Below are 24,718 nucleotides of genomic sequence, written 5' to 3' on the forward strand. Positions count from 1 at the left end.
CAAACTTAACGCGCCATGAAAAAATCGTTAGTTTCCATTTCCTCCTGGTTAATCGCGCTTTGGCTGCTGGGGGCCTGCCACAAGTCTCCCACGCCGGATTCCATGGTGAGCGAACTTGAAAAAGCGTTTCCGGCGACCACTGCGGAGACCGGTGGCGCGGCGTCAGCCGTTTCCAATCCAACCCCCACGGCGGCGGTTGACGCGTTGGTCCAGACCGCTTTGACTGCTGCGCGGGCCAACGACTACGCCGGGGGCGTCATCGCGTTGCAAACCGCGCAAGAGCGGCCCGGAATCACCGCCAACCAGGTGGAAGTGGTGCAGCGCGCGAAACAAGCCCTGATTGCCGATCTGCAACGCCGCGCCGGGAATGGCGATCAACAGGCGCTGGCACAACTCAAGGCGATTGAACGGACGCGCTCGCAGTAGTGGCAACGGAGTCATCGTGACGCTGGTTGCCAGCCTCGCGGCGCGAGCTACTGGACGCATCACTTTGCAATTGTCGCTACTCCGCCCGGTCAGATGCACGGTTCTTCCTCGACCAAAACCTTTGCCCGGAGCGGTCGCTTGAGTCACACTCGCCTGGTGGCAGCTGCATTGAAGCTCAAACTGAAGGAAGGGGATGTCGCGCCCGATTTTACCGCGACCACCGATGCCGGGAAGACCGTAACGCTGGCCGATTTCAAGGGGCGCAACGTCATTCTTTATTTTTATCCCAAGGACGATACGCCCGGTTGCACCCGAGAAGCGTGCGAATTTCGCGATCAATTCGCCGCGTTCAAGCGGAAACGCGCGGTGGTGCTGGGCGTGAGTGTGGATCCCGTCAAGGCGCACATGAAGTTCGTCGCCAAATACCAACTGCCGTTCCCGTTGCTGGCCGATGTGGATCGGAAAATCGTCACGGACTACGGGGTGTGGGGCACCAAGACGTTCATGGGACGAAAGTACGAGGGAACGCATCGCGTCACCTTTCTGATTGGGCCGGATGGACGGATCAAAAAAATCTGGCCACAGGTCAAACCCGCCGAACACGCCACCGAGGTTTTGGCCGCGCTTTAATCCGCCACCAGCGGCGCGAAGGGCACGAGCGTTTCGATCAGTTGCCGCAATTGCGCGGTCGTGTGGGCGCTGGAAATGACAAATCGAAAATAACCGCCCGCCGGCGAGCCGGGATAATGCAAGAACGGCGGCAGTATCTTTCGTTGCCGCAACGCGCGTTTGAGCTGCGTATTGGCGCGGGCTGAGCGTAATTGCACGGGCATGATCGGCCCGGGGAATTCGCAATGGGGAAAGCCATGCGTGCGCAATGCGCTTTTGACGCGTTGGGTGTTGGCCACAAGGCGTGTCAGCAGACGGGGTTTAGTTTCCAACCGGCGCAACGCAATCAGTGCCGCGTGTGCCAGCGGCAACGGCAGGGGCGTGCTGCCCATGAACAAGTGCGTTTGCCGCAACTTATCTCGCAGCCAGCGTGGTCCAAGTATGGCCCCGCCGTACGTGCCGAACGCTTTACTCAACGTCAGGGTTTGCACCACTCGCTGGCGATTGACTTGCTCGGCTTCAAGACTGCCGCGACCCGTTGCGCCCACCGTCCCGACTCCGTGCGCGTCATCCACCACCACCAATCCGTTTTTCGGCAGAAGACGCAGATAATCCGCCAACGGCGCAATCGAACCGTTGTTGGCATACAGGCCATCCGTCAACACGAGCGGACGCGCGGCGCGACCACATCGTTGCAGCGCCGCCGCAAGTCGGGCGGGATTACGATGGGCAAAACGCCGCACCGGACAGGACAACAAAGCGGACGCATCCACCAGACTGATGTGCGCGCGTTCATCGAGAAGCGCATGAGTGAATTGTCCCGCCAATGCCTGCGCCACCATCAGATTCGTGACGTAACCGGAGTTGGTGAGCAAGGCGGTTTCGGCGTTGAAAAATCGGGCGAGTTGATTTTCCAAGCGACCGTAAAGCTCGTGATTGCCGGTGGTGCAACGCGAGGCCGCGACGCTTAAACCGTAGCGCCGCAGACCAGTGGTGATGGCTTGCTGGATTCGCGGATTCGCGGTCAGCCGATGATAATCGCATCCGCCGAAAAACGAGAGGACTTGACCGCGGTGTCGGACATACGTGCGGCGCACCGATTGCATGGACTCACCCATCTGCATGATGGAACGCTAACAAGTCGTTCCCGGGTGCGGCGAGAAAAGTTTGGTGGCTCAACCGCTGGCGTCGCTGGTTGAGCGTTTTCGTTGGCAGGTTTTGCGACGAGGTTTTTGCGGTTCATCAGGATGGGTTCGGCTTGTGGCTACTGGGAAGGTGACGTAGGTTGGGCGCGGTCCGGGAAGAGTGGAGAATCGCTCGCAGCGCAAGTTGCGGGAGGAAAGTCCGAACACCATAGAGCGCGATGCCGCGTAACGGGAATCAAGGTCGCAAGATCGAGGTTGCCGATACACGCGGGCAGCGACGACGCGAGTTGTCCTGACGGAAAGTGCCACAGAAAACAGACAGCCTGGCGCGGCAGCGATGTCGTTCCGGGTGATGGTGAAAAGGTGCGGTAAGAGCGCACCGCGCGAAGCGCAAGCGACGCGGCACGGAAAACCCCATCGGGTGCAAGGCCAAATAGGAGACCGAGAAATGGCTCGTTTCGCGTTCGCGAAAGCGGACAGGTTTCGGGTATCGGCCGCTCAGATAAATGGTTCTCGCTCCTTCGTCAGAAGGGGAACAGAATTCGGCTTACAGCTCTTTCCGGACCGCTGGAATTTTTCTCCCATTGCGCCCCGGCGCAGACGACGAGGCAGAGGTTCAACGGCGCGGAGTTGGCAGGCGCGACGGGCTTTTGCAAACTGACGTCAGGTCACACGAGCTGGCGATTAGAAAGTGGGAGCACATCGGTTTTGTGAGCACAGAGGCGCATGATGAAGATCAAAAATTTGCGAGGCCAATGTCAGCATTGCGGCAAGCCGATTGAGTTTCATGCGGAACATGCGGGTTCGACGGCGGAATGTCCGCATTGTGGTCGGCAGACGGAATTGTGGCTGGTAACGCCGCAAGAGGAAGCGCCACCGCAACGCAAACGCGCAATCGTATTTTTCATACTCTCCCTGGTGATCTTGGCGGTGGGCTTGGTGGCGCTGCGTTGGGTGTTTCTGCGCGCGCAAAGTCGGGCTGCACCCGCGCCCGCATCAGAACGCCAGCGTTGATGATTTTTTAACCACGGATGGACACGAAGGAACACGAATGAGGAATCGTTACATGGTTAAATCGTTAAATCGTTGCAGCGGGCGATGCGCTTGGGGCTATCAACCATCAACCAAAAATTAACCACGAATGGATACGGATGGAGAACGGCTTTACGCGAATTTCACTGATTGACGCGAATTTGCCGAGTTGTTCCATCTGCGGTTCGATGGCGGCACCCTTAGACTGTGAACATCGTTATCACTAAATTTGTGACATAGCGTGAAGCACGATAGCCGTGCCACCTGCCAGACCGGATAAGACGCCAACTAAAAGACTCCACCAAATGCGACGTGCGCTCAGAAACGAACCGAGGACAAGCGCGCCAAGTGAAATCATCAATAACAAGCCGATGCTACCTGAAATGGTTCCGGGAAACTTCTGCCAGCCACCAATCCATAGTGCCATGCCAAGCAAGGCAAGCAACGATGCCGCGCCCGACGCCAGCGCATTCCTGCAATGAAGTGAGATTTGCGAAGTCATGACTCGAACACACCTAACTATTTAAACGCGAACGGCGGTTCATATGATGAAATCATGGTCATGTAAGCCACGGGGGCAATACAAAATTCGTGGACGCGCTGCGCCTCTCCGTTGAATTCTCCCAGCCGTGTTTATCCGTGTCCATCCGTGGTTAAAAATCGGGCCGCTCTGTTTTCGCGTCGCCTTTTTGCCGCCCTTTGCGTATTCAGATAGGGATGTCGGAGCGTCTGCCCATTTATGAAATCGAGTCGGATTTGGTCGCGACGTTGCGCGCGACGCCCCGGCTCGTGCTGCAAGCGCCAACGGGTTCAGGCAAATCCACTCAGGTGCCGCAGATGCTGTTGAAACACGGTTTGCTGGGCACGGGGCAGGCCGTGATTTTACAACCGCGCCGCCTCGCCGCCCGGATGTTGGCGCGACGGGTGGCCGCGGAACTCAACGTCCCGCTCGGCCAGGAGGTTGGTTACCAAGTGCGCCTGGAAAGCCAGGTCAGTGCGGCGACGCGCCTCAAGTTTGAAACCGAGGGAATTTTGCTGCGGCAACTGATCACCGATCCCAAGTTGACCGGCGTCAGTGCGATCCTTTTCGACGAGTTCCATGAGCGACACCTTTACGGCGACATCACCCTGGCGCGCGCCCTGGACTTGCAGGAACAGCACCGACCGGACCTGCTGATTATCGTGATGTCGGCCACGCTGAACGCCGATGAATTGGAGGATTACCTTTCCGTGCGCCGGACCCGCAACGGGGCGTCGCCGGCAATTCAGTCGGCCCCCTGCGGCGTGTTACGCGCCGCCGGACGCACTTATCCGGTGGAGGTTTCCTATCTGCCGCACCGGCTTGGGGCGCATCCGCCGCCGCCGTGGGAATTGGCTGCCGACGCGTTTCGCGGGTTCGTTGCTTCGGGTGGGCAAGGGGATGTGCTGGTGTTCATGCCGGGCGCGTACGAGATCGCGCAAACCATTCAGGCCATTCGCGATCTGCCCGAGTCGCGCGGTTATCTGGTGCTGCCGTTGCACGGTGAATTGCCGCCGCACGATCAGGATGCCGCCGTGACGCAACAGGCCCGCCCCAAGGTGGTGGTTTCCACCAACGTGGCGGAAACCTCGGTGACGATTGATGGCGTGCGTCTGGTGATTGATTCCGGGTTGGCGCGAGTGGCGCGTTACGACGCGAACCGTGGCCTCAACACCTTGCTGATTGAAAAAATCTCGCAGGCCAGTTGCGAGCAACGGGCCGGACGCGCGGGGCGTACCGCGCCGGGGCGGTGCCTCCGGCTTTGGTCGCGAGCGGAACATGATGAGCGTCCGCCGCAGGAGCTGCCGGAGATCAAGCGACTCGATTTATCCGAGGTCGTGCTCACGCTCAAAGCGGCGGGCGTCGAGGATTTACGCGAATTTCGCTGGCTCGAGAAACCGGATGAAATGGCGCTCACGCATGCCGAGGCCTTGTTGGTGGATTTGGGGGCGTTAAAAAATGCGGCGGCGGTGGACGGCGGTGCGGAGGAGGCCGCTCCTCGGTCGCTGTTACAAATCACCGAGCTGGGCCGCAAGATGCTTGCGTTTCCCATGCACCCGCGTTATTCGCGCCTCTTGCTGGCGGCGCAGGAATACCGTTGCGTGCATCAGGCGTGTTTGATTGCGGCTTTGACGCAAGGGCGCGATTTATTGTTGCGCGGCGGAGGCAAGGACGTGCGTAACGATCGCGACGATTTGCTCGGTGAAAAGGCCAGTTCCGACTTTTGGATTCTGATGCGAGCCTGGACTTACGCGCAGAAGAATCAATTCCGCATCGAGGCGTGTCGGCGACTGGGCATCCACGCCGTCACGGCGCGACAGGTGGGGCCGTTGTTCGAGCAGTTCCTGGGCATCGCGAAAGCCGAAGGATTGGACGTGACCCCACGCGAGGCGCCGGATGCGGCATTGCAAAAGTGCATTCTGATCGGGTTCAGCGACCGGGTGGCGCGGCGGCTGGATCGCGGTACGTTGCGTTGCGAACTGGTGCGAGGCCGGCGGGGTTTGTTGGCGCGTGAAAGTGTGGTGAGCCAGGCGGAGTTGTTGGTCGCGGCCGAAATTCGTGAAGTAGAACAACGCGATGGTGAAGTGAACACGCTGCTTTCGCTCGCCACCGCCATCGAGTTGGACTGGCTGCGCGAATTATTTCCGGGCGACTTTGATACGGAGGTGCATGCGCAATGGGACGCCCAGACCCGGCGGGTGCAGGCGGCGGAGTTGGTGCGTTTTCGTGGTCTGGCCATCAGCGCGAAACGCGTCGAGCCGCCTCCGGCGGAAGTGGCGGCCCGGTTGCTGGCCGCAGAAATTCAAGCGGGACGCCTGGAGTTGCCGCTCTGGGATCATGGTGTTGAGCAGTGGTTGTTACGATTGAAATTTCTGGAGCAGCATTGCCCGGATTTACAATTGCCGCCGATCACCGAGGACGACCAGCGCGCCATCGTGGAGCAGCTTTGTCACGGCGCCTCCAGTTTTAAAGAAGTGAAGGAGCGTCCGGTAAAACCGGTGGTAATGTCGTGGCTGTCGGCGGCGCAACGCGAGTTGCTGGATCGGCACGCGCCCGAGCGGTTGAAGTTATCGAATGGCCGCACGCCCAAGGTGACCTACGCGGCGGGTTGCGCGCCGTTCATTTCGTTGCGCATTCAGGAGCTTTACGAGGTGACCCAAACGCCGAAAATTGCGCTGGGGCGCGTGCCGGTGACAGTGCATATTCTGACGCCGGGGATGAAGCCGATTCAAGTGACGTCGGACTTGGCGAACTTTTGGCGCGAGCATTATCCGAAAATCAAATCGGAACTGCAGCGGCGTTATCCCAAACACGAATGGCGTTGATGAGAGACTGGTTTCAACAAGCGAATCGTTGGTTCCGTCCGGCGCGGTTGCCCGGTTGGCGCATCGCCTTGGCGCTATTGGTGGCGGTTACCGCGGATGGTTTGCAGATTCCACTGCAGGTCCCGCCGTTTCCTGAGATCATTGATGTGGTGGCGATGTTGCTGACGAGCTTATTGATCGGTTTCCATCTGCTCCTGTTGCCGACGTTTGCCATCGAGTTTGTGCCGGTGGTCGGGTTGCTGCCCACCTGGACCGGATGCGTGATTGCCGTAATCACTTTGCGCCGCCGCGAAGAAACCCGGGCATCGGATCCACCGGCAACCGACGAGTCCAAGCCGCCACAGATCACTACGGAATCGTCCGAATCGGAGCATTGATTTGCGGGGATTGCGCGTTTGGCGCGGCGGGATGAGACTCACCCGGTTGGCGTGGTGACCTCACCAGGCTGAAAAACGTCGAAACTTTACGAGATAAGTCCGCCGGAAGGACTTGGGTTGGAAGGGAAGTTGCTACTTCAGACGGTTGGTGAAGAATCAGAGTATGCAATCAGAAGGAACAACTCAGCCCGCAACTGTCGTATTAAACCCGGCGTCAACCAGATGGTTTTTGGTAATGGGATTGGCCTTGCTGCTGACTGCGGCGGGAGCGTTTCGGAGTTTGGCCCAAAACAATTTTTCGCCGGCGGCTTTGCCGACGCGCCCGCTGATGCCGGCTTTATCCGTTCCGGAGGGAGTGCGCGGTGAGGCGGCGATTACAGCGCTGGGCGACCAACTACCCGCGGTGGCGGCGCACTATCGGAAAACGGAAACGGAACTGCGCGCCGTTCTGCGGCGGGATCACGATCTTCGATTGGATGCGACCGGTCGGTTGGCTTATTCCTGCGCTGGGTTGTTGGTCGCGCCGGGCGATCCGGAAACTGCAGAGGATGAACCGTTGCCGGAGCCGCTCGCGCCGCTGGATCAGACGTTTCTGTTGCACAGCAAACCGGATTCGACCAAGAAAATCTTTCTGGATTTTGACGGTCACGTTTTGACGAATAACGCGTGGACCAAAAATTACAATAACGGCGCGAACATCGTAGCGCCGCCTTGGTCCAAGGACAACGATCCCACCACGTTTAATACCGAGGAACAGACGATCATTCAGCAAATCTGGTTGCGAGTGGCGGAGGATTACGCGCCGTTTGATGTGGACGTAACCACGGAATACCCCGGCGAAGCGGCGCTGACGCGATCGAATAGCGCGGATAACAATTACGGCATTCGCGCCCTGGTGAGTCCGATCAGCAGTTATATTGGCAATTACGGTGGTATCGCCTACGTGGGAGTTTTCGACAGCACCGGTGACAACTATAAACCCGCGCTCATTTTTCCGGAGAAGTTGAGTAACAATGAAAAGAACATCGCCGAAGCCATCAGTCATGAAGTGGGTCACACGTTGGGGTTAAGTCACGACGGCACCAGCACCAAGGAATACTATTCGGGGCACAACAATTGGGCGCCGATCATGGGTACGGGCTACTCGAAACCGATTACGCAGTGGAGTCGGGGCGAATACGCCGACGCCAGCAATACGCAGGATGATTACGTGGTGATGCAGCAGAACGGCCTGGTTTATCGCGTGGATGCGCATGGCGATAATTTCAGCCTGGCTACGTGGTTGAGCGGTGTTGACTCGACCAACACCGGGCGGTTGGAGCGGGCCGGAGACTTGGATTTCTTTGCCTTCGAGAGCAGTGCTGGTTCGGCGAAGTTCACCGTCGGGACTTGGGAACGCGGTCCCAATGTGCATTTTCTTTTGAAGCTCTACGACGCGCAACACACGTTGCTCGTGAGTCAGCAGACGGCGGATCTCTCCACCGGCGTGCAACCTGTCGTCGTTCAACGAACGCTCGCGGCAGGCACGTATTACCTCAGTCTGGAAGGGGTCGGCTCGGGGGATCCGATGACGACGGGGTATTCGAGCTACGGCTCTTGTGGAAATTACACGCTGACTGTGAAGTTACCCGATCCACCCGCCGTGGCCACCACTCCTGCCGCCCTGACGTGGAGCGTCAGCAATGGAGTTCTTGAGATAAGCTGGCCGTCCGATCACACCGGCTGGCGGCTGGAAGCGCAAACCAATCCGCCCGGGACGGGAGTCGGTTCCAGTTGGCAGAATGTGGCGGGCGCAACGGCGACCAATCGCGTTTTCATACCTTACGAACCGGCGGCGGGCAGCGTCTTTTTTCGCTTGGTGTATCCGTGATTATTTCACGAAATCGGTTTTGATCCTGCTCACATCCGCGCGGCCCAATTCCAACAGGGCGGCATTGCGATACAATTCCGGGTTGGGACGAAAATTGGGCGCTTTGGCCTGGCGACGCTGCGCCTCAAGCTCCTTGAGCGACAGCACATCAAGCGCGACGGGGTCGCGGCTGAAACGCAATTGATTCAGCACCGCCGAATAATGCAGCAACCCGCGTTGCCCGCCTTCGTATTGGCAGATCAAGGCGTCGGTGATGTTGAAAACGACTTTATCGCCCACGGCTGGGAGCGCGTAAATCTCCGGCACGGCGACGGCCAGTCGCGTGACGGAGCCTTCGAAGCGCAGCACATTATCGGTGCTGCCCATGGCGAGACTGTACAGGTTGCCACAAACCCCGGCTTCGTTGTGGTTCAACAGCGGAGTAATGTTGATGATCTTGGTCAGTTCCTGGGAAACCAGTTTGGAAACGAATGATTTGCGGCCGACGCCTTCGTCCTTTCTGCCAAATTCCAAATCGCCATAAACCAGACTACCGATGATCGGCGAATCGTAACTGTTGGTTTCATCCCAGCCCGCGGCGGTTGCTCCGGCCACGCGCACGCCCAGCGAATTCGCCAGAGCAAAAAATCCGGCGGCGCGCAGATCGGCTTCCTCGCGGTCCCAGACCACGATGTTGCTGGCGCTGATTCCGGCGGCGATCAATTCCTGAGCTACCGCCGCCACAACCGCCGGGCGCGTGCCACTGAACGTGCCGGGCTTGGAATACACCTTTAATCCAACGACATCCTGGCGGGTGATCAAGCTTAACCAGGCGGCGGAAACACTCGTCGCGCCCGCGCTGTGCAGCACGCCTTGCCGCACCATGGCGGACACGCGTTCGGGTCGTGGCTCGAAGGCGTCCGTGGCTTCAGCATCCGTGACGATGGTGACCGTGGCGACATGATTGGAGTCGTAATCCGTGGTGTAGAATTGCGCTTCGGCACTCGGGGCGATTAGAAACCACAATCCAACCAGCGCGAGTTGCATCAGGAGCAGAACCCGCCTTGGCCCGGTGGACATGAGTGCGTTTCTTGACACGTCAGGAAGCGGATGGTACCACGAGACGGGATGCTCGCCACTAAAAACCGGACGCAAGCGCTCGGACTGGCCTGGTTGGGAACCTTGTTGTTCCTGGCCGCTTGCTCGCGTTCGGATTCGAGTGCGCTGCTGGCGGGGAAAAAGTTGTTGGATGCGGGTAAAAATGAGCCGGCCATCGCCCTCCTGGAGCGAGCGACGCAAATGAGTCCCACCAACGCCGCCGCGTGGAATTACCTCGGCGTGGCGTATCATCAGACCGGCCAATGGACCAATGCCGTGAATGCCTACGCCCACGCCTTGCGCTGGAATCGGGAGCTGCTGGAGGTTCGGTTCAATCTTGGTTGCCTGTGGTTGGAGCAGAATCGTTGGGCGGAGGCAAAATCCGAATTGACCGCCTACACCTTGCGTCGCGGCGAGGACGGCGTGGGCTGGGCGAAATTGGGCGTGGCCCAATATCAATTGCGCGAAGCTGCCGCTGCGGAGAAAAGTTTTCAAACCGCCCTTCGTTTGCAGAACACCAATGCCGAGGCATGGAACGGCCTGGGTTTGTTGCAGGCGCAACGCAGCCATTGGCGCAACGCCACCGAGTCCTTTGCAACCGCCTTGAAGTGGTCGCCGCATTATCCGGCGGCATTGTTGAACCTGGCGGTGGCTGAACAACAACAAGGCCATAACGCCGAGGCGGTGCGGCTCTATCACGAGTACTTGGGCACGCAGCCTCGTCCTGCGGATTGGGAAGCGGTGGCGACCGTGGTGGAAGCGTTGTCGCCAACCCGGAGCGCGCCGCCGTCGCCGGCGACGAATAATCCTCCAACCAACGTGGGAACAACGACTGGTGTTGTGGCGCGTTCCACAACGTCGAATGTAAAAGAAACCGCTCCGCCCAAACCGCCGCCGGTGACGAACACCGTTACCGCCCCCGCACCGCCCAAGACGGAAACCATTGCGTCCACCTCGCGGACCGCGAGTCGTGTGGCGCCCACGCGCGGGGCAACGCAGTTGATATCCGAACCGGTGACCAAGCCCGAGTCAAATCACCTTCACGCCGCGCAGTTGGCGCTCCAAGCCGGGCAGCAGGCGCAACGCGACCGGCGGTTGGCCGACGCCGCGCAGGCGTATCGCCGCGCTATCGCGCTCGAACCCGGCATGTTTGAAGCGCATTATTGTCTTGGATTAGCGGCTTATGAGCTGCGCGATTTTAGCGCCGCCTCTCAAGCGTGGGCGGCGGCCTTGCGATTGCGTTCCACGTCTGCGGATACCCGCTACAATTACGCCCTTTCGTTGAAGGCGGAGGCAAAATACGCGCAGGCGATCACCGAGCTGGAGCGCCTGGTGACCCTGCATCCGGATGAGGCACGCGGACACTTGATGTTGGGCATTCTTTATTCGGAACGAATCATTGACGTTCCAAAGGCGCGCCTGCATTTCAACCGGGTTTTACAACTGGAACCCCAAAATTCCCAAGCCCCGGCCATCCGCTCCTGGCTGGCCAGCCATCCGGGGTGAACGTGGCACGACTCTCGCTGATTTGACCCGGACGATTGACCCCTCCGGGGTCGAGTCCAGTAATTATGAACTCGAGTTCAAGTTTGCCGGTTAATTGGTTCGATCTCTTTGTGCTGATCATGCTCGCGGCCGGTTACATCCGCGGCAAGAAGCGCGGCATGTCGCAGGAATTTCTGACCGTGCTGAAATGGGTGGCGTTGATGTTGCTCGCGGCGATTGCCTATCAACCCTTGGGACTGTGGCTCGATTCGGTGGCGCATCTCGGCAAGCTTTGGTCGTTTATCATCGCCTACGTGGTCACGGCGCTGCTGGTGTTGCTCGCTTTCGTGGCGGTCAATCGAACCTTGGGCGCGCGCTTGAAGGGCACGGACACCTTCGGCAAGGCGGAATTTTATCTGGCGATTCCCGCGGGCATTCTGCGGTTCGCCTGCATCGTCGTGGTGCTCGCGGCCTTGTTGAACGCGCGATATTATTCCACGGCGGAGGTCAAGGCGTCGCAAAAGTACGATCTGGACAATTACGGCAGCAATTTTTTCCCCCGACTCTACAGTGTGCAGGACGATGTCTTCGTCCATTCCTTCACCGGGAAGCAGTTGAAAACCTATCTGGGATTTCTGCTGATTGAACCGACCCCGGCGATTTCAGGTCCGCCGACCACCACGGCGCGCAAAGAGTTTACCTGGTAATGAACTCGGACTAGACTGGCCGCGTGGCCGGGTTGATCTCCGAAAACACCCTCGAACGAGTTCGCGCCGCCAGTGACATTGTGGATGTCATTGGCAGCTATCTGCCATTAAAACGCGCCGGCGCCAACTTTGTGGCGCTCTGCCCGTTTCATAAGGAAAAATCGCCCAGTTTCAACGTCAATCCGCACAAGCAGATTTTCCACTGCTTCGGTTGCCACAAGGGCGGGGACGTATTCACCTTCGTCAAGGAATACGAAAACATCGGTTTTGTTGACGCCGTGCGGCGGCTGGCGGACCGCGCCCGAATTCCACTGGAGTTGGATGCGGATCCCGCCGCCCGGCAGACGCGGCACATCAAGGATCAATTGCTGCAAATTCACGAGCAAATCACGCAACGCTGGCAAGCCTGTCTGGCCAACGAGGCGGCGGGGCAGGCCGCGCGCGATTACCTGGCGCAACGCGGTCTTTCTGCCGAAGCCATCAAGCAGTTCCGGCTGGGCGCGGCGCCCGAAGCCTGGGACGACACGGTGAACTGGGCCAAAGGCAAGGGCCTCGATCTCGCGGTGATGGAGCAGGCCGGATTGATTTTGAAGAAGGAGGAAACGGGCCGGCACTACGACCGCTTTCGGGGTCGTTTGATGTTTCCCATCTGCGACGAGCAAGGGCGTGTGATTGGTTTCAGCGGTCGCATTTTGTCCAACGACGACAAAGCCGCCAAGTACGTCAACTCTCCCGAGACGCCGATCTTCACCAAGAGCAAGGTGTTTTATGCGCTCGATAAATCCAAGCGCAGCATCCTGGACGCCGGCTTTGCCGTCGTGTGCGAAGGGCAGCTTGACGCCATCGCCTGCCACTTGGCCGGAGTGCGGAACGTCGTGGCGCCGCAGGGCACGGCGTTCACCGATCAGCACGCGCGGATTCTCAAGCGTTACGCGGATGAAGTGGTGCTGTGTTTTGATTCCGATCAGGCCGGACAAAACGCCATCGTGCGGTCGTTGGATCATCTGCTCGCGTCGGGGCTGGCGATCCGTGTTGCCGTCGTGCCCGCGCCGCATGATCCGGACAGTTTCATCAAGGCCAATGGTGCGGCCGCCTTTCAACGATTGATCGCGAACGCCGTCGGTTTTTTCGATTTCTACCTGGACCGACTTTGTCGCGTCAACGACGTCACGACCGATCGCGGGCGATTGACCGTTGTGCGCAGCATGGGGGAGGCGGTGCGCAAAACGGGCCATACCGTGTTGTTGGATAATTACGCGCAGCAGACGGCGCTACGGCTCGGGGTGCAGCCGGACGCGGTGCGGCAGGAGTTTAATAAACTCACCGCGACCGCTCATCCGGCGGATGATTATGCTGATGCCGAAGCCGCCAGCGAAGCGACGGTAGAGCCAGAATTACCACCACCGGCGATGATCGAGTCCTGGCTGCTGAAACTGGCCTTGCAGCATGAGCCGGGATTGGACTGGTTGGTGGCGCATTTGGACCCGGCCTGGATTCAACATTCCCACGTGCGCAACGTGGTGACGCGACGTCTGAAAGCGCATCAGGAGAGCACCTGGCGCGGCTTGGCGGCGCTGTTGGATGAGTGCGAATCTCCCGCGTTGGCCAGCTTGATCACGCAATGGATCGCCGATGAACGCGAGCTGCCTAATCCGGACCAACAACTGGCCGATGTGGTTTTGCGTATCCGGAATCAATTCGCGGATCAGCAGATCGCCACCTTGCTTCAACAGTTGAGCCAACCCGGAATTACCGATGCGCAAAATTTGCAGTTACTGGGCAATCTGCAACAGTGGCGTCAGTATAAGCAACAACCGCTCGGCCCATTGACGTAAAAAGCAAACGGCGCGAGTGGTTGTCCACCCGCGCCGCGTAAGTAAAGTATTTGCGAACTTACTTCGCGCCTTGTTCCACCCAGGCTCGCACCAGACTGACCTGTTCCTTGGTCAGCGGCGCGATCTTCGCCTTGTTGTCCTTGGGCGGCATCCAATCATCTTCGTCGTCGGGCAGGTTGGCAATGTTGCGCAATAACACGCTCTTCTCGCTCTTTCCCGGGACGATCACCGCCCCGTGCTTTGAACCCGCCATGATGTGCTCCAGCGAGTCCAGTCGCAGCCGCGCTTTATCACGCTTTTCGCCGTGGCAACCCGTGCAGGACTTGTCGAAAATGGTTTTGATATCCTTGGCGTAAGTAACGCCCGTTTTGGTGGCGGCAGGCGGCAGCTTGTCCACGTCCACCTGACGTTCCTCGGCTTGAGATGAACTCAGAATCAGAGTCATCGCCAATCCCACCAGCACCGCCCCGCCTCGCTTCAAGATATTTTGATATTTCATGGTTTTTATTAAAAGCCGTGAAATTGGAATGAAAGATCGAGTCGCTGTCAAAGAGAATTAGCAACAATTAGTAACAAACTGCACGAATGGTAATGGCCGCCTTGCGAGGCGCGGCCGATTCAGTTACCCCTACGGCGTGAGTGCGGAGCCATTTTGGGATGCGACGCTGGTCCTGCTGGGGCACGGTACGACGCGCAATGAAAATTCCCAGTTGCCAGTCTGGCAACATGCCGAGGAATTGCGGCGGCGCGGAATGTTCGCTGCCGTTCATCCCGCCTTTTGGAAACAGACCCCGCAAGTCCAATCCGTCCTGACCACGATCAAAACGCCGCGGGCCTTCCTGGTCCCGCTGCTGATCAGTGAGGGATATTTCGCGAATGAAGTGATTCCACAGGCCCTGGGTTTTTCCAATCGGGCCACGCTGCAATTGGAAAATACGCGGGTGCATTATTGTCAGCCGGTGGGGACGCACCCGGGGATGGCCCGGATTTTAATGAACCGCGCCACCGAGGTCGTCGCGCAGTTTCCGTTTCCGTATGCGCCAAAGCCCAATAACTTGACGTTGTTCATCGCCGGACACGGCACGCCGCGGCATCCACAATCGCGACAGGCCGTCGAGCAACAGGCGAGTGCGATCCGCGCGTTGCACCGGTATGCCGAGGTGCGGGACGTTTATCTCGATGAAGCGCCGTACATCAAAGGCTGCCAGCAGTTGGCGTCCACGCGCGCGGTTGTCGTGGTGCCGTTTTTCATCGGCGATGGGTTGCATGTGGTGGAAGATATTCCCGTGCTGCTGGGTGAGCCGGAACGTCTGGTGAAAGAACGGCTGGCCGCCGGCCAGCCGACTTGGCGTAATCCATCCGAGAAGCACGGCAAACTGACTTGGTACGCGCCCGCCGTGGGGCGCGCGCCAGAGCTTGGCGAAATCATCCTCGAACGGGTGCGTGAAGCGGACGCGAGAACGACAACATGAAACAACTGCGTTGGGGCATTTTAGGCGCGGCCAACATTGCGCGAAAAAACTGGCGCGCGATCCGGCATAGTGGCAACGCCACGTTGACCGCGGTGGCGAGTCGCGATCCGCAACGCGCCCGTGCCTTTGTGGACGCGTGCCAGAGTGTGGAGCCGTTCACGCCTGAGCCGGTGATCTACAATGATTATGACGAGTTGATCGCTTCGCCGCAGGTGGATGCGGTTTACGTTCCGCTGCCAACCGGGCGGCGTCAGGAATGGATTCTTCGCGCCGCCAAAGCCGGCAAGCACATTTTGAGCGAAAAACCCTGCGCCATCCGACTTGCCGATTTGGAGGAGATTCTGACCGTGTGCCGCGAGCGGCGCGTGCAATACATGGACGGCGTGATGTTTACCCATAATCGGCGGCTGCAACAGTTGCGGCAGGTGTTGGACGATGGGGTGTCGGTCGGGGATTTGCGGCGCATCACCTCGCACTTCAGTTTTTTGGGCGACGCCGATTTTTTCCGCAATGCGATTCAAATGGACCATTCGCTCGAACCCCTCGGTTGCCTCGGCGATCTGGGCTGGTACAGCATTCGACTCGCGTTGTGGGCGGTGAATTGGCAGTCGCCGCAGTCCGTTTCGGGGCGGATTTTGGAACAAGTCAGGGATGTTTCGGGTCAAGCCACCGTGGCCACGGCATTTTCCGGAGAACTGATTTTTCCCGGAGGCGTCTCGACGGATTTTTATTGTTCCTTCGTGGCGGAGAACAGTCAGTGGGCGACGCTGGCCGGCACGAAAGGTTACGTGCGAATTCCGGATTTTGTGCTGCCTTTTACAAACAGCACTCTGGCGTTCGAGACGAATCAAATCCAGGCCAGCGCGCAGGGATGCGACTGGTGTTTGGAGCACACGGCGCGCGCCGTGCCATTCATCGAGTTGGAAACCAATCCCGCGACGGCGCAGGAGACGAACATGTTCCGTCATTTCAGCCGGCAGGTGTTATCCGGACGACTTAATGAGGACTGGCCGCGCGCCGCCTGGCTCACCCAACAAGTTACCAACGCTTGCATGGACGCAGCTTTGCAGCGTTAATCTGACCGCGGCTAAAACAATCTTTCGTTGCGACGCCATTTTTCGCTACTCTGCGTCACGTGCGATTTCGAAAAGTAACCATCATCGGTGTGGGTTTGCTGGGCGGCTCGATTGGCCTTGCCTTGCGCCGCCGCAAACTGGCTGGAGAGATCGCTGGTTACGTGCGCCGTGAGGCCAGCATCGCTGAATGTGAACGGGCGGGAGCGACCGATTACGCCACCACGGATTTGCTGGCGGCGGTTTCGGGCGCGGATTTGATTGTGCTTTGCACGCCGCTGGCGCAGATGAAATCGCTCACCCAGCAGATGCTTCCCGCGCTGAAGCGCGGCGCGATTGTCACCGACGTGGGCAGCGTGAAAACGAGCGTGGTGCGGGATGTGGAAGTGTTGCTCCACCAGGCGGGCGCGTATTTTGTCGGCAGTCATCCGATGGCGGGCAGCGAGAAGCAAGGGGTGCTGGCAGCACGCGCGGATTTGTTTGCTGACGCGATTTGTGTGTTGACCCCGACCCGGAAGACCCATCCCGCCGCGTTGCGAAAGGTGGAAACGCTCTGGAAAAATCTGGGCGCGCGGTTGCTGCGCACGACGCCGGAGGCGCACGACGCTTTGGTCAGTCGTTCCAGTCATTTGCCGCATCTGCTGGCGGCGACGCTGACGAACCTCGTGTTGAATCCCAAACTGCCGAAAGAACAAGTCAAACTTTGCGCCACGGGTTTTCGCGATACGACACGTATCGCCTCGGGTTCGCCGGAGATGTGGCGGGACATCGTGCTGGCCAACCGGGAACAGCTTCGCTTAACGCTGGATAGCTTTGTCCGGGAACTGCAAGCTGTGCAGGGGTTGTTGCGGAAAAAACGCAAGCACGCGGATGAAATCCTGGGGCTGTTCCAAACCGCGAAAACCCGACGCGACAACTGGTGCGCGTGCGGTGCGTCACCTTCTCAAGAATAATATCAATCACGGATGAACACCGATAAACACGGATTATTTCGACGCGAATTACGCGAAAGGTCGCGAATTCAATTCGTGTTAATTCGTGAAATTCGCGTCAAGGCTGTTTCCCATTCGTGTTCATCCGGGTCCATCCGTGGTTAAAATGGCCTTACCTGATCTCATTGAAATCGTCCCGCTGGAAAAACCGGTGCGCGCGGAAATCACCGTGCCGGGATCGAAAAGCATCACGAATCGCGCGCTCATTCTGGCGGCGCTGGCGGACGGCAAGGTGACGCTGACCGGCGCGCTCTGGAGCGAGGATACACAGGTGATGACCGATTGTTTGCAGAAGCTCGGTTTTGAAATTCGCGTGGAGAATGACCCGGCGGAGTTTTGCAATCGTATCATCACGGTGAAAGGGCAGGGTGGGAAAATTCCTCGCGCGGGTACGGCAGAGCAACCGCTGGAATTATTCGTCGGCAATGCGGGCACGGCGGCGCGGTTTTTGGCGGCAATGGTTTGCCTTGGCGATGGCGTGTACCGCTTGCACGGCGTGCCGCGGATGCACGAGCGTCCGCAGGCGGAATTGTTTCAAGCGTTGCGTGAGCTGGGTTATCGCGTCGAATCGGAAAAGGGAAATGACAAATTGCCGGTAATCATCAGCCACAGAGCCACCGAGCGCACCGCGAAAAAATCCGACGCTGTGCCTCTGCGGCAAAAAACCTGCAGGGTCAGTATTGCAGAAAGTTCGCAGTTTGCGTCGGCGTTGCTGCTTTCCGCCAAGCGCGGGGGCTGGGAAGTGAAGGTGGCGGGCGAGGATGCCGAGGAAGTGCCGTACGTCACGATGACGGAAAAATTGGTGGAAGTATTTCCGTGGAAGGGCGGAACATTTCAGATTGAGCCGGACGCGAGCAGCGGGAGTTATTTTTGGGCGGCGGGATGGCTTGTAACTGTTTTTGAGTTATTTTTTTCAATCACGCGTGCCGGCGATTGGAAGGGTTCGCCAATCATCGTTCGGGATTGGCCGACGACAGGCTGGCAATTAGATGCCGAGTTTCCGGATTTCCTCCCGTTCCCGGAGTCAATTTCGCGTGCTCACCAGCTAGCTGACAGCATCATGACGGCTATTGTTGTTGCTGCCGACAAACAGGCGGCTTGTGGGTGGGGTCGGACAGAGACCCGAACGACTATTTCTTTTACTGACCTTGGCCGCCTGCGGGTTCAAGAATGTGAGCGCGTCGTTGCGCTGCGAACGGAATTGACCAAGTGCGGCGCGAAGGTGATCGAGGAAGGTGACACGTTGACGGTTTATCCGTCCAAGCTGCACGGCGCGGAGATTGAGACGTATGATGATCATCGCATGGCGATGTGTTTCGCCATTCTGGGATTGAAAGTGCCGGGCATAAAACTCAAGAATCCTGCTTGTGTAAAAAAGACGTTCCCCAATTTTTTTCAAAAACTTGCCGCGCCGCCGCCGCACGGTCTGGGCGTGGAGATTCGCGACGGGCACACGGGACGGAAGCTGGAAGAGGACGAGCTGTTTGCGGATTGAGCGGTTGAGCGAGCGTTGCAACGGCAACTCGCCACAACGGATTCTCCCGTGCGGGCGGCGATGCGGCGACGTTTTAACAATTTAACGCGGTAACGATTTAACGAAGTGAAAAAACATCCCATCGTCATTGCCATTGACGGCACGAGCGCGAGTGGCAAGAGCACCAATGCCAAACTGGTTGCGAAAGCGCTCGGCTACGTTTATGTGGACACCGGCGCGATGTATCGCACGCTGGCCTGGTACTGTCTCCGGAACCAGATTGATTATCACAACCCCAAGGCGGTGGCGGCGGCGTGTCGCCGATGGAAAGCCAAACTGGAAGTTGTGGACGAGCGGGTGCGGCTCACGGTGGATGGCTATTTTCCCGAGAAGGAAATTCGCGAATCAAATGTCAGCATGGTGGTATCACTCGTCGCCACCGTGCCGAAGGTGCGCGAGTGGATGAAGAAAACGCAGCGCGATTGCCTCCAGTTCGGCAACCTCGTGATGGAGGGGCGCGATATCGGCACGAATGTTTTTCCCGAGACGGATTACAAATACTACCTCGACGCGCAAATTGAGGAGCGCACCAAACGCCGTCAGGCGGAAGGCGTGAATGAAAATCTCGCCGCGCGGGATCAGCGCGACAGCCAGCGCGCCGCGGCGCCCTTGATGATTGCGCTGGGCGCGAAAGTCATCAACAACTCGAACCTGACGGCGGCGCAGACGAGCGGGATGTTGATCAAGGATATTCAAGAACGGTTGAAGGCGGACGGGCGATGAATCCGGTTTACTTTCTGGGTTGGTGTTTTTTTCGGTTGACCTACCGGCTGTATTGCCGGGCGGAATGGTTTAATCCCGAGCGCGTGCCGGATTCGGGGCCGCTCATTTTAGCCGCCAACCACGCGAGTATCATTGACCCGCCGCTGGTGGGCACGGGACTGAACCGCGGCATCAGCTATCTCGCGCGCGAATCGCTCTTTCGTTTTCCCGGTGTGGGTTGGGTGCTGCGGAATTGGGACGCCGTGCCGGTGGATCGCGACGGTGGCGGCGCGAAAGGTTTGAAAATCATTCTGGATCGGCTGTTGGGCGGGGCGGGGATCATTCTATTCCCCGAAGGCACGCGGACGTTGGATGGCAAACTTCAGCCGGCGCGATCGGGTATTGGTTTAACCGTCATCAAATCCACGGCGCCGGTCGTGCCCGTGCGCGTGTTCGGCACCTTCGAAGCTTATGGCAAAGCGGCCCGCTTTCCCAAGCCGCGCAAGATTGCCGCGAAGTATGGCAAGCCGATGATGTTTGCCGAACTGCGGGCCGAGGCGAAAACCTGTTCCAAAGCGCGGTTGAAGCAGATTTATCAGGAAGTCGCCAATCAGATCATGGCCGAGATCGCCAAACTGGAGCCGTGCGAAGACAAGGAAAGTTTTCCGTAAGGCAGAAAAATTTTGTGCGGTTTTGCCTCCGACGGGTGCTACCAGGTGAATGAACATGCTCGACGATGCCGCATTGCTACAGCGGTTCGCCGCTGCCCGGGCCGAAGATGACTTCGCGGAACTGGTCCGGCGGCATCTCAATCTCGTCTATTCCGCCGCGCTGCGTCAGGTCGCGGGCGAGCATCAACTGGCCGAAGAGATCACGCAGAATGTGTTTGCTGATCTGGCGCGCAAGGCCGGGACGTTGACGGGGCACGCCTCCTTGACCGGCTGGCTTTACACCAGCGCGCATTACGCGGCGGCCAAGGTGGTGCGGGGCGAACAACGGCGGCGGGCGCGGGAACAGGAGGCCAGTCACATGCAACAAATCCATGCGAACCCAGCCGCTGAGGTGGATTGGGAACAACTGCAACCGGTGCTCGACGAAGCCATGCACGCCTTGTCCGAGGCGGATCGCGAAGTGATTTTGCAACGCTACTTCGAGCGCAGACCCTTTGTGCAGATCGGCGCCAGACTGGGGCTGACCGAAAACGCCGCGCGGATGCGGGCGGAGCGGGCGTTGGACAAGTTGCGCGGGATTCTCGCCACCCGGGGCGTCAGCACGACTGGCGTGGCGTTGGCGACGGTGTTGCTGGCGCAAGCCGTGGTGACGGCGCCGGCGGCATTGGCGGGACTGGTGACGTCCACTTCCTTGGCGGCAGTCGCCGCCGTTGGCGTAACGGCGGGCGGTGGTCTGCTGACGGTGGCCAAATTGAAACTGTTGCTTTCCTCCGCTTGTGCCGTGGTGTTGTTGGTCGGGCTGGTCTGGCAACAACAAGTGCTGAACCGGTTGCGCGAGGAAAATGAGGCGTTGCGACGGCGGCAATCAACTCCCGTGGCGGCTGCGTCCGTGGCTGCCGCGAAGCCGGTGGAGGAAACGGAAGAAGCGCGGCAGGCCAAAATGGAATTGTTGCGGCTGCGCGGCGAAGTCGGGCGATTGCGGCGGGAATTGGCCGAGCAGAAAGCGTCGGTCGCAGCCATGATGACAACCAATGACAACGCCGTTCAGGAGTCGCAAGTGTTCGACGCGATGGTCAATGTGCGAGCGCGGATTTTTGCCGGGACGGATGAAGCGTTGGAATCCTTTCCGGATAATTCCACCACGGCCATCACCGCTCCGGAGATGGCTAAACTGCTGAAGCATCTGGAGAATGAATCTGACAGTGCTGAATTTCAGGCGGCGATGCGGGTGACTACCCGTTCCGGGCAGCAGGCGCAGGTGTGGACAACTGGAAGTAAGACAAACATTTCAACTGGTGCGGTCACTGAGTGGATGTTTTTGACTGACGTATTGCCGACGGTGCAAGAAGATGGGCACAAGGTACGGCTGACTTTGACGGCGTCCAAACTTTATGATTTTCCGGGGGAAACGGCGCTAGTCGAGGCTGCTACAACGGGGGCGCCGTTTCCTTTAGGTCAATCAAAAGCGATGACGGCTGACACGGTGGTATGGGATGGCCAAACTGTGGCGCTGGCGATGCGTTTGGAAGGTAAGAAGCTGGTGTTTTTTCTGACGACCACCCTGGTTGATCTAACCGGTAATCCAGTGCATCCGGCGACCAAGCCATAACGCTGCCTTCCGCCTTTGTGAAGCTGTGATCGTGCGTGGATAAGGATTTTTCTTTATAGCAATCTAAGTTTTTCCATCGCCACCAAGAGGCACAAAAGGCACAAATAAAACCATTTTTTGAGCCTTTTGCGCCTTTTTGTGGCCGCAAAATTATTTCATCCGCTCTAAATCCCGCTGTTTGAGAGCGTGGTGCTGATGGTGTTCACCACCTGCGCCAGTTGCGGATGCGATTTCTCAAACGCCGCCACGGAGTGACGCAGTTTGTCGGTGGAAGTTTTGACGCGTTCGGGATCAAGCCCGGCTTGCGTGGCGGCATAAGCGCTGGTTTGCGCAAAGCCCACGATATCTTGTGCCTGGGCGTCATGCGTTTTGGCCAGTTCGTTGGCTTCGGTTTTTAGTTTGTTCAGCAAGGCCAGCAACTCCGTTCGCCGTTGGCTCGAGAGCGCGTCCGCCCGCTGGATGAGGGCTTCAATCTGCTGGATGGTTTCGTCAATCATGCGGTTGCGTGTTGCCAAGTCAGCCTAGTCGAAATCGGCGGCTCGGCAACAGAAGAAATTAGCCGCCGCGCGTCGCCACCAGCGGCGCGATGACCCGCCAGATGGCGGCCTGCACTTCGGCGATGGTGCCGGCGGCATTGATGATTTTGATGCGTTCCGGGTGGGCCGCCGCAATTTCGTCGTAGCCTTGTGCCACGCGTTCGAAGAAGGCGCGGTCAGCTTCCTCCATCCGATCGCGCATGAATGGCAAGGAAACCTGCCGCGACCGCAACCGCTCCTCGCTGACGTTCTGCGGGATTTTAAGAAAGAGCGTCAGATCGGGGCGGGTGTCGCCAACCGCCAGCTCAATGATTTTTTGCACCACGTGCAAATCGAGCTGGCGACCATACCCTTGATAAGCGGTGGTGGAATCGTAGAAGCGGTCGCAGACGATGATTTCGCCGCGTTGCAGGGCCGGGCGAATAACCTCGCGTACCAGTTGCGCGCGGCTCGCGTTCATCAGCAGCAATTCGGCTTCCGGCGTCATGGCGGCGTTGGCGTGACTGTGCTTTAACGTGTGACGAATCTCCTCACCGATGGGGGTGCCGCCCGGCTCGCGGAAAACTTTGACCGTGTGGCCCCACTCTTTGAGGCGCTCGACCAGCAGCGGCAACTGCGTGCTCTTGCCCGCACCTTCGTTGCCTTCAAAAGTGATCAGGAATCCTCTCATGATCCGATCTGAGTTGGTGGTGGTTGTCGCCTCGAAGTTGCGTTCGAGTAACGGCGGTAATCCAGGTTGAAGCGAGTGGCGCGCATCATTGGATCTGCTTCAATTTCGGCCCTTTGGGTGAATCTTCCACCACCCAGCCTTGGGCTTTAAGTTCATCACGGATCGCGTCGCTGCGTTGAAAATCTTTGGCTTGGCGCGCGGCCTGACGCGCTTCGAGCAAGGCGATGATTTCCGGTGGCGCCGCCGCTTCGGCCGGCGCGCCAATGCCGAGTACGGAATTGATCCGCTCCCACACGGCGAGTTGCGTCGCGGCCTGATCGGCGTTCAAGGTGCGATCCGCCATCTGTTTGTTCGTGGCCGTGACCCATTTGAAAACCTCACCCCAAGCCGCGGAGATGTTGAAGTCATTATCCAGCGCGGCGGTAAAGGCTTGGATCAGTTCGGAACCTTCCGTGTGTTCGTCCGCTTTACCGGACGCGACGGTTGCCGCCAGGTCGCGGAGTTTGCCGATACATTCGTCTATGCGGGCAAGCGAAGTTTTTGCGCCGGCCAGACCGTCCAGCGTGAAATTGAACGTCTCGCGGTAATGCGCGGAAAGCAGCAGAAATCGCACGTCGCGGCCACTGAAACCTTTGGCGAGCAAATCGGGCAGAGTGAAGAAATTGCCAAGCGACTTGCTCATTTTCTTGCCTTCGACGAGCAGGTGCGCGCCGTGCAGCCAGTATTTCACGAACGGTTTGCCGGTGGCGCCTTCGCTCTGCGCGATTTCATCCTCGTGATGCGGAAATTTCAAATCCTCGCCGCCCAGATGCAGATCGAAACTTTCGCCCAGCATCTTCATGCTCATGGCCGAACACTCGATGTGCCAGCCCGGACGCCCCTTGCCCCACGGACTGTCCCACGTCACGGCGCCGTCTTCGGGCACGTAGGCTTTCCACAACGCAAAGTCCGCCACCGCTTCCTTGTCGTATTCATCCGCCGCCACCCGGTCCGTGGCGCGCATGTCCTCGAAGTTTAATTTCTGCAACCGTCCGTAGTGGTGACCGCAACCGCCATATTTCTCGATGCTGAAGTACACCGAACCGTCGTTGGCCTGGTAGGCCAGGCCGCGCGCGACGAGTTGTTCAATGAGCGCAATGATTTCGGCGATGTGTTCAGTGGCGCGCGGCTTGACGTGGGGTTCGAGACAGCCCAGCGCGCGCAAATCATTGAAAAAGGCGGTTTCGTATGGCGCGGTGAATTCGCGCAGGGACGTTTGGGTTTCGCGGACGCGGCGGATGATTTTATCCTCCACGTCGGTGATGTTCATGACGTGCTTCACTTCGAAACCGCGAAACGTCAGGTAGCGACGCACAAGGTCGGCGAAGACGAACGTGCGCCAGTTGCCGATGTGCGCAAAGTCATAGACGGTTGGTCCGCAGCAATACATTCCCACCTTTCGGGAATGAGCCTCGAGCGGAACGAACTCCTGCAGGGAGCGAGATAATGTGTTGAAAAACCTAAGACCCATTTTGTCGTTCGGAGATTAAGCCAAGCACCTGGAAAACAAAG

General features: G+C 58.7%; 23 protein-coding genes and 1 other RNA gene. 17 read left to right on the plus strand and 7 right to left on the minus strand.

Annotated features, from left to right (window positions below):
- Positions 1-15: 15 nt before the first annotated feature.
- Both M9920_13240 and bcp read left to right on the plus strand, forming a co-directional pair.
- Entirely contained in the window at positions 16-426 is a 411-nt protein-coding gene (locus M9920_13240; GenBank protein MCO5053255.1) for a hypothetical protein, read from the plus strand.
- A gap of 156 nt (positions 427-582) precedes the next feature.
- Positions 583-1,056 (plus strand): thioredoxin-dependent thiol peroxidase, encoded by a 474-nt coding sequence (gene bcp, locus M9920_13245; protein MCO5053256.1) that lies wholly within the window; start codon positions 583-585, stop codon positions 1,054-1,056.
- Here bcp and M9920_13250 read toward each other — a convergent pair.
- On the minus strand, positions 1,053-2,159 hold the full coding sequence (locus M9920_13250; GenBank protein MCO5053257.1) for a pyridoxal phosphate-dependent aminotransferase family protein: 1,107 nt from the start codon (positions 2,157-2,159) through the stop codon (positions 1,053-1,055). The two genes, bcp and M9920_13250, sit on opposite strands and share 4 nt — an antisense overlap.
- Positions 2,160-2,332: 173 nt before the next feature.
- On the opposite strand from M9920_13250, the gene rnpB reads away from it, so the two are divergent.
- Together rnpB and M9920_13260 are read left to right on the plus strand one after the other, a co-directional pair.
- Positions 2,333-2,746: RNase P RNA component class A (gene rnpB, locus M9920_13255), an RNA gene on the plus strand.
- 160 nt (positions 2,747-2,906) lie between these two features.
- Entirely contained in the window at positions 2,907-3,194 is a 288-nt protein-coding gene (locus M9920_13260) for a hypothetical protein (protein MCO5053258.1), read from the plus strand.
- Between the two features lie 241 nt (positions 3,195-3,435).
- Here the strand turns inward: M9920_13260 and M9920_13265 are convergent, their stop codons facing one another.
- Entirely contained in the window at positions 3,436-3,714 is a 279-nt protein-coding gene (locus M9920_13265; protein ID MCO5053259.1) for a hypothetical protein, read from the minus strand.
- Positions 3,715-3,929: 215 nt separating this feature from the next.
- On the opposite strand from M9920_13265, the gene hrpB reads away from it, so the two are divergent.
- The 3 genes from hrpB to M9920_13280 all read left to right on the plus strand — a co-directional run bounded on the left by hrpB (position 3,930) and on the right by M9920_13280 (position 8,804).
- Positions 3,930-6,557 carry an ATP-dependent helicase HrpB gene (hrpB, locus tag M9920_13270; GenBank protein MCO5053260.1) on the plus strand — a complete coding sequence of 876 codons (2,628 nt, stop codon included), beginning with the start codon at positions 3,930-3,932 and terminating at the stop codon, positions 6,555-6,557.
- Positions 6,557-6,934: a hypothetical protein gene (locus M9920_13275; GenBank protein ID MCO5053261.1), complete on the plus strand. Its 378-nt coding sequence runs from the start codon at positions 6,557-6,559 to the stop codon at positions 6,932-6,934. Before hrpB ends, M9920_13275 begins: the two co-directional genes overlap by 1 nt.
- 235 nt (positions 6,935-7,169) lie before the next feature.
- Positions 7,170-8,804 carry a hypothetical protein gene (locus M9920_13280; GenBank protein ID MCO5053262.1) on the plus strand — a complete coding sequence of 545 codons (1,635 nt, stop codon included), beginning with the start codon at positions 7,170-7,172 and terminating at the stop codon, positions 8,802-8,804.
- Here the strand turns inward: M9920_13280 and M9920_13285 are convergent, their stop codons facing one another.
- Entirely contained in the window at positions 8,805-9,863 is a 1,059-nt protein-coding gene (locus M9920_13285; protein ID MCO5053263.1) for a DUF362 domain-containing protein, read from the minus strand.
- A 48-nt stretch (positions 9,864-9,911) separates the two neighbouring features.
- Between M9920_13285 and M9920_13290 the strand changes: the two genes are divergently transcribed.
- The 3 genes from M9920_13290 (at position 9,912) to dnaG (ending at position 13,908) form a co-directional block, all read left to right on the plus strand.
- Positions 9,912-11,387: a tetratricopeptide repeat protein gene (locus tag M9920_13290; GenBank protein MCO5053264.1), complete on the plus strand. Its 1,476-nt coding sequence runs from the start codon at positions 9,912-9,914 to the stop codon at positions 11,385-11,387.
- A gap of 65 nt (positions 11,388-11,452) precedes the next feature.
- On the plus strand, positions 11,453-12,073 hold the full coding sequence (locus tag M9920_13295; protein ID MCO5053265.1) for a CvpA family protein: 621 nt from the start codon (positions 11,453-11,455) through the stop codon (positions 12,071-12,073).
- A 23-nt stretch (positions 12,074-12,096) separates the two neighbouring features.
- Positions 12,097-13,908 (plus strand): DNA primase, encoded by a 1,812-nt coding sequence (gene dnaG / locus M9920_13300; protein MCO5053266.1) that lies wholly within the window; start codon positions 12,097-12,099, stop codon positions 13,906-13,908.
- 58 nt (positions 13,909-13,966) lie between these two features.
- Here the strand turns inward: dnaG and M9920_13305 are convergent, their stop codons facing one another.
- Entirely contained in the window at positions 13,967-14,407 is a 441-nt protein-coding gene (locus tag M9920_13305) for a hypothetical protein (protein ID MCO5053267.1), read from the minus strand.
- 136 nt (positions 14,408-14,543) lie between these two features.
- Here M9920_13305 and M9920_13310 point away from each other — a divergent pair, with 136 nt between their 5' ends.
- The 7 genes from M9920_13310 (at position 14,544) to M9920_13340 (ending at position 21,961) form a co-directional block, all read left to right on the plus strand.
- Positions 14,544-15,380 (plus strand): cobalamin biosynthesis protein CbiX, encoded by an 837-nt coding sequence (locus tag M9920_13310; GenBank protein ID MCO5053268.1) that lies wholly within the window; start codon positions 14,544-14,546, stop codon positions 15,378-15,380.
- A complete protein-coding gene (locus M9920_13315) occupies positions 15,377-16,456 on the plus strand; it encodes a Gfo/Idh/MocA family oxidoreductase (protein ID MCO5053269.1) in 1,080 nt (359 codons plus the stop codon). The genes M9920_13310 and M9920_13315 overlap by 4 nt, the downstream gene beginning before the upstream one ends.
- 59 nt (positions 16,457-16,515) lie before the next feature.
- Positions 16,516-17,406, plus strand: a complete 891-nt coding sequence (locus M9920_13320; GenBank protein ID MCO5053270.1) for a prephenate dehydrogenase/arogenate dehydrogenase family protein — start codon at positions 16,516-16,518, stop codon at positions 17,404-17,406.
- Between the two features lie 145 nt (positions 17,407-17,551).
- Positions 17,552-18,940, plus strand: coding sequence for a 3-phosphoshikimate 1-carboxyvinyltransferase (locus M9920_13325; GenBank protein ID MCO5053271.1), 1,389 nt, complete (start codon positions 17,552-17,554; stop codon positions 18,938-18,940).
- A gap of 105 nt (positions 18,941-19,045) precedes the next feature.
- The gene (gene cmk, locus M9920_13330; GenBank protein MCO5053272.1) at positions 19,046-19,702 is read left to right on the plus strand and encodes a (d)CMP kinase; all 657 of its coding nucleotides are present in this window, start codon (positions 19,046-19,048) and stop codon (positions 19,700-19,702) included.
- Positions 19,699-20,352 (plus strand): 1-acyl-sn-glycerol-3-phosphate acyltransferase, encoded by a 654-nt coding sequence (locus M9920_13335; GenBank protein ID MCO5053273.1) that lies wholly within the window; start codon positions 19,699-19,701, stop codon positions 20,350-20,352. Before cmk ends, M9920_13335 begins: the two co-directional genes overlap by 4 nt.
- 49 nt (positions 20,353-20,401) lie before the next feature.
- Entirely contained in the window at positions 20,402-21,961 is a 1,560-nt protein-coding gene (locus tag M9920_13340; GenBank protein MCO5053274.1) for a sigma-70 family RNA polymerase sigma factor, read from the plus strand.
- Between the two features lie 164 nt (positions 21,962-22,125).
- Here the strand turns inward: M9920_13340 and M9920_13345 are convergent, their stop codons facing one another.
- From M9920_13345 to cysS, 3 genes are all read right to left on the minus strand, one after another.
- A complete protein-coding gene (locus M9920_13345; GenBank protein MCO5053275.1) occupies positions 22,126-22,458 on the minus strand; it encodes a DUF4404 family protein in 333 nt (110 codons plus the stop codon).
- Positions 22,459-22,516: 58 nt separating this feature from the next.
- Complete coding sequence (gene tmk, locus M9920_13350) at positions 22,517-23,167, minus strand: dTMP kinase (protein ID MCO5053276.1); 651 nt, start codon at positions 23,165-23,167, stop codon at positions 22,517-22,519.
- An 85-nt stretch (positions 23,168-23,252) separates the two neighbouring features.
- The gene (gene cysS, locus M9920_13355; GenBank protein ID MCO5053277.1) at positions 23,253-24,677 is read right to left on the minus strand and encodes a cysteine--tRNA ligase; all 1,425 of its coding nucleotides are present in this window, start codon (positions 24,675-24,677) and stop codon (positions 23,253-23,255) included.
- Between the last annotated feature and the right edge of the window lie 41 nt (positions 24,678-24,718).

This window comes from Verrucomicrobiia bacterium (genome assembly GCA_023953615.1).
Lineage (GTDB): Bacteria > Verrucomicrobiota > Verrucomicrobiia > Limisphaerales > JADLHS01 > JADLHS01.

What these genes read in the sequence shown, in the direction of transcription:
- M9920_13305 (MCO5053267.1), bottom strand. Translation starts at nt 14,407, where the DNA reads ATGAAATATCAAAATATCTTGAAGCGAGGCGGGGCGGTGCTGGTGGGA.
- M9920_13340 (MCO5053274.1), top strand. Translation starts at nt 20,402, where the DNA reads ATGAACATGCTCGACGATGCCGCATTGCTACAGCGGTTCGCCGCTGCC.
- hrpB (MCO5053260.1), top strand. Translation starts at nt 3,930, where the DNA reads ATGTCGGAGCGTCTGCCCATTTATGAAATCGAGTCGGATTTGGTCGCG.
- M9920_13265 (MCO5053259.1), bottom strand. Translation starts at nt 3,714, where the DNA reads ATGACTTCGCAAATCTCACTTCATTGCAGGAATGCGCTGGCGTCGGGC.
- M9920_13250 (MCO5053257.1), bottom strand. Translation starts at nt 2,159, where the DNA reads ATGCAGATGGGTGAGTCCATGCAATCGGTGCGCCGCACGTATGTCCGA.
- M9920_13295 (MCO5053265.1), top strand. Translation starts at nt 11,453, where the DNA reads ATGAACTCGAGTTCAAGTTTGCCGGTTAATTGGTTCGATCTCTTTGTG.
- M9920_13335 (MCO5053273.1), top strand. Translation starts at nt 19,699, where the DNA reads ATGAATCCGGTTTACTTTCTGGGTTGGTGTTTTTTTCGGTTGACCTAC.
- cysS (MCO5053277.1), bottom strand. Translation starts at nt 24,677, where the DNA reads ATGGGTCTTAGGTTTTTCAACACATTATCTCGCTCCCTGCAGGAGTTC.
- tmk (MCO5053276.1), bottom strand. Translation starts at nt 23,167, where the DNA reads ATGAGAGGATTCCTGATCACTTTTGAAGGCAACGAAGGTGCGGGCAAG.
- M9920_13345 (MCO5053275.1), bottom strand. Translation starts at nt 22,458, where the DNA reads ATGATTGACGAAACCATCCAGCAGATTGAAGCCCTCATCCAGCGGGCG.
- M9920_13290 (MCO5053264.1), top strand. Translation starts at nt 9,912, where the DNA reads ATGCTCGCCACTAAAAACCGGACGCAAGCGCTCGGACTGGCCTGGTTG.
- M9920_13285 (MCO5053263.1), bottom strand. Translation starts at nt 9,863, where the DNA reads ATGTCCACCGGGCCAAGGCGGGTTCTGCTCCTGATGCAACTCGCGCTG.
- M9920_13280 (MCO5053262.1), top strand. Translation starts at nt 7,170, where the DNA reads ATGGGATTGGCCTTGCTGCTGACTGCGGCGGGAGCGTTTCGGAGTTTG.
- M9920_13240 (MCO5053255.1), top strand. Translation starts at nt 16, where the DNA reads ATGAAAAAATCGTTAGTTTCCATTTCCTCCTGGTTAATCGCGCTTTGG.
- M9920_13275 (MCO5053261.1), top strand. Translation starts at nt 6,557, where the DNA reads ATGAGAGACTGGTTTCAACAAGCGAATCGTTGGTTCCGTCCGGCGCGG.
- M9920_13260 (MCO5053258.1), top strand. Translation starts at nt 2,907, where the DNA reads ATGATGAAGATCAAAAATTTGCGAGGCCAATGTCAGCATTGCGGCAAG.
- M9920_13315 (MCO5053269.1), top strand. Translation starts at nt 15,377, where the DNA reads ATGAAACAACTGCGTTGGGGCATTTTAGGCGCGGCCAACATTGCGCGA.
- M9920_13325 (MCO5053271.1), top strand. Translation starts at nt 17,552, where the DNA reads ATGGCCTTACCTGATCTCATTGAAATCGTCCCGCTGGAAAAACCGGTG.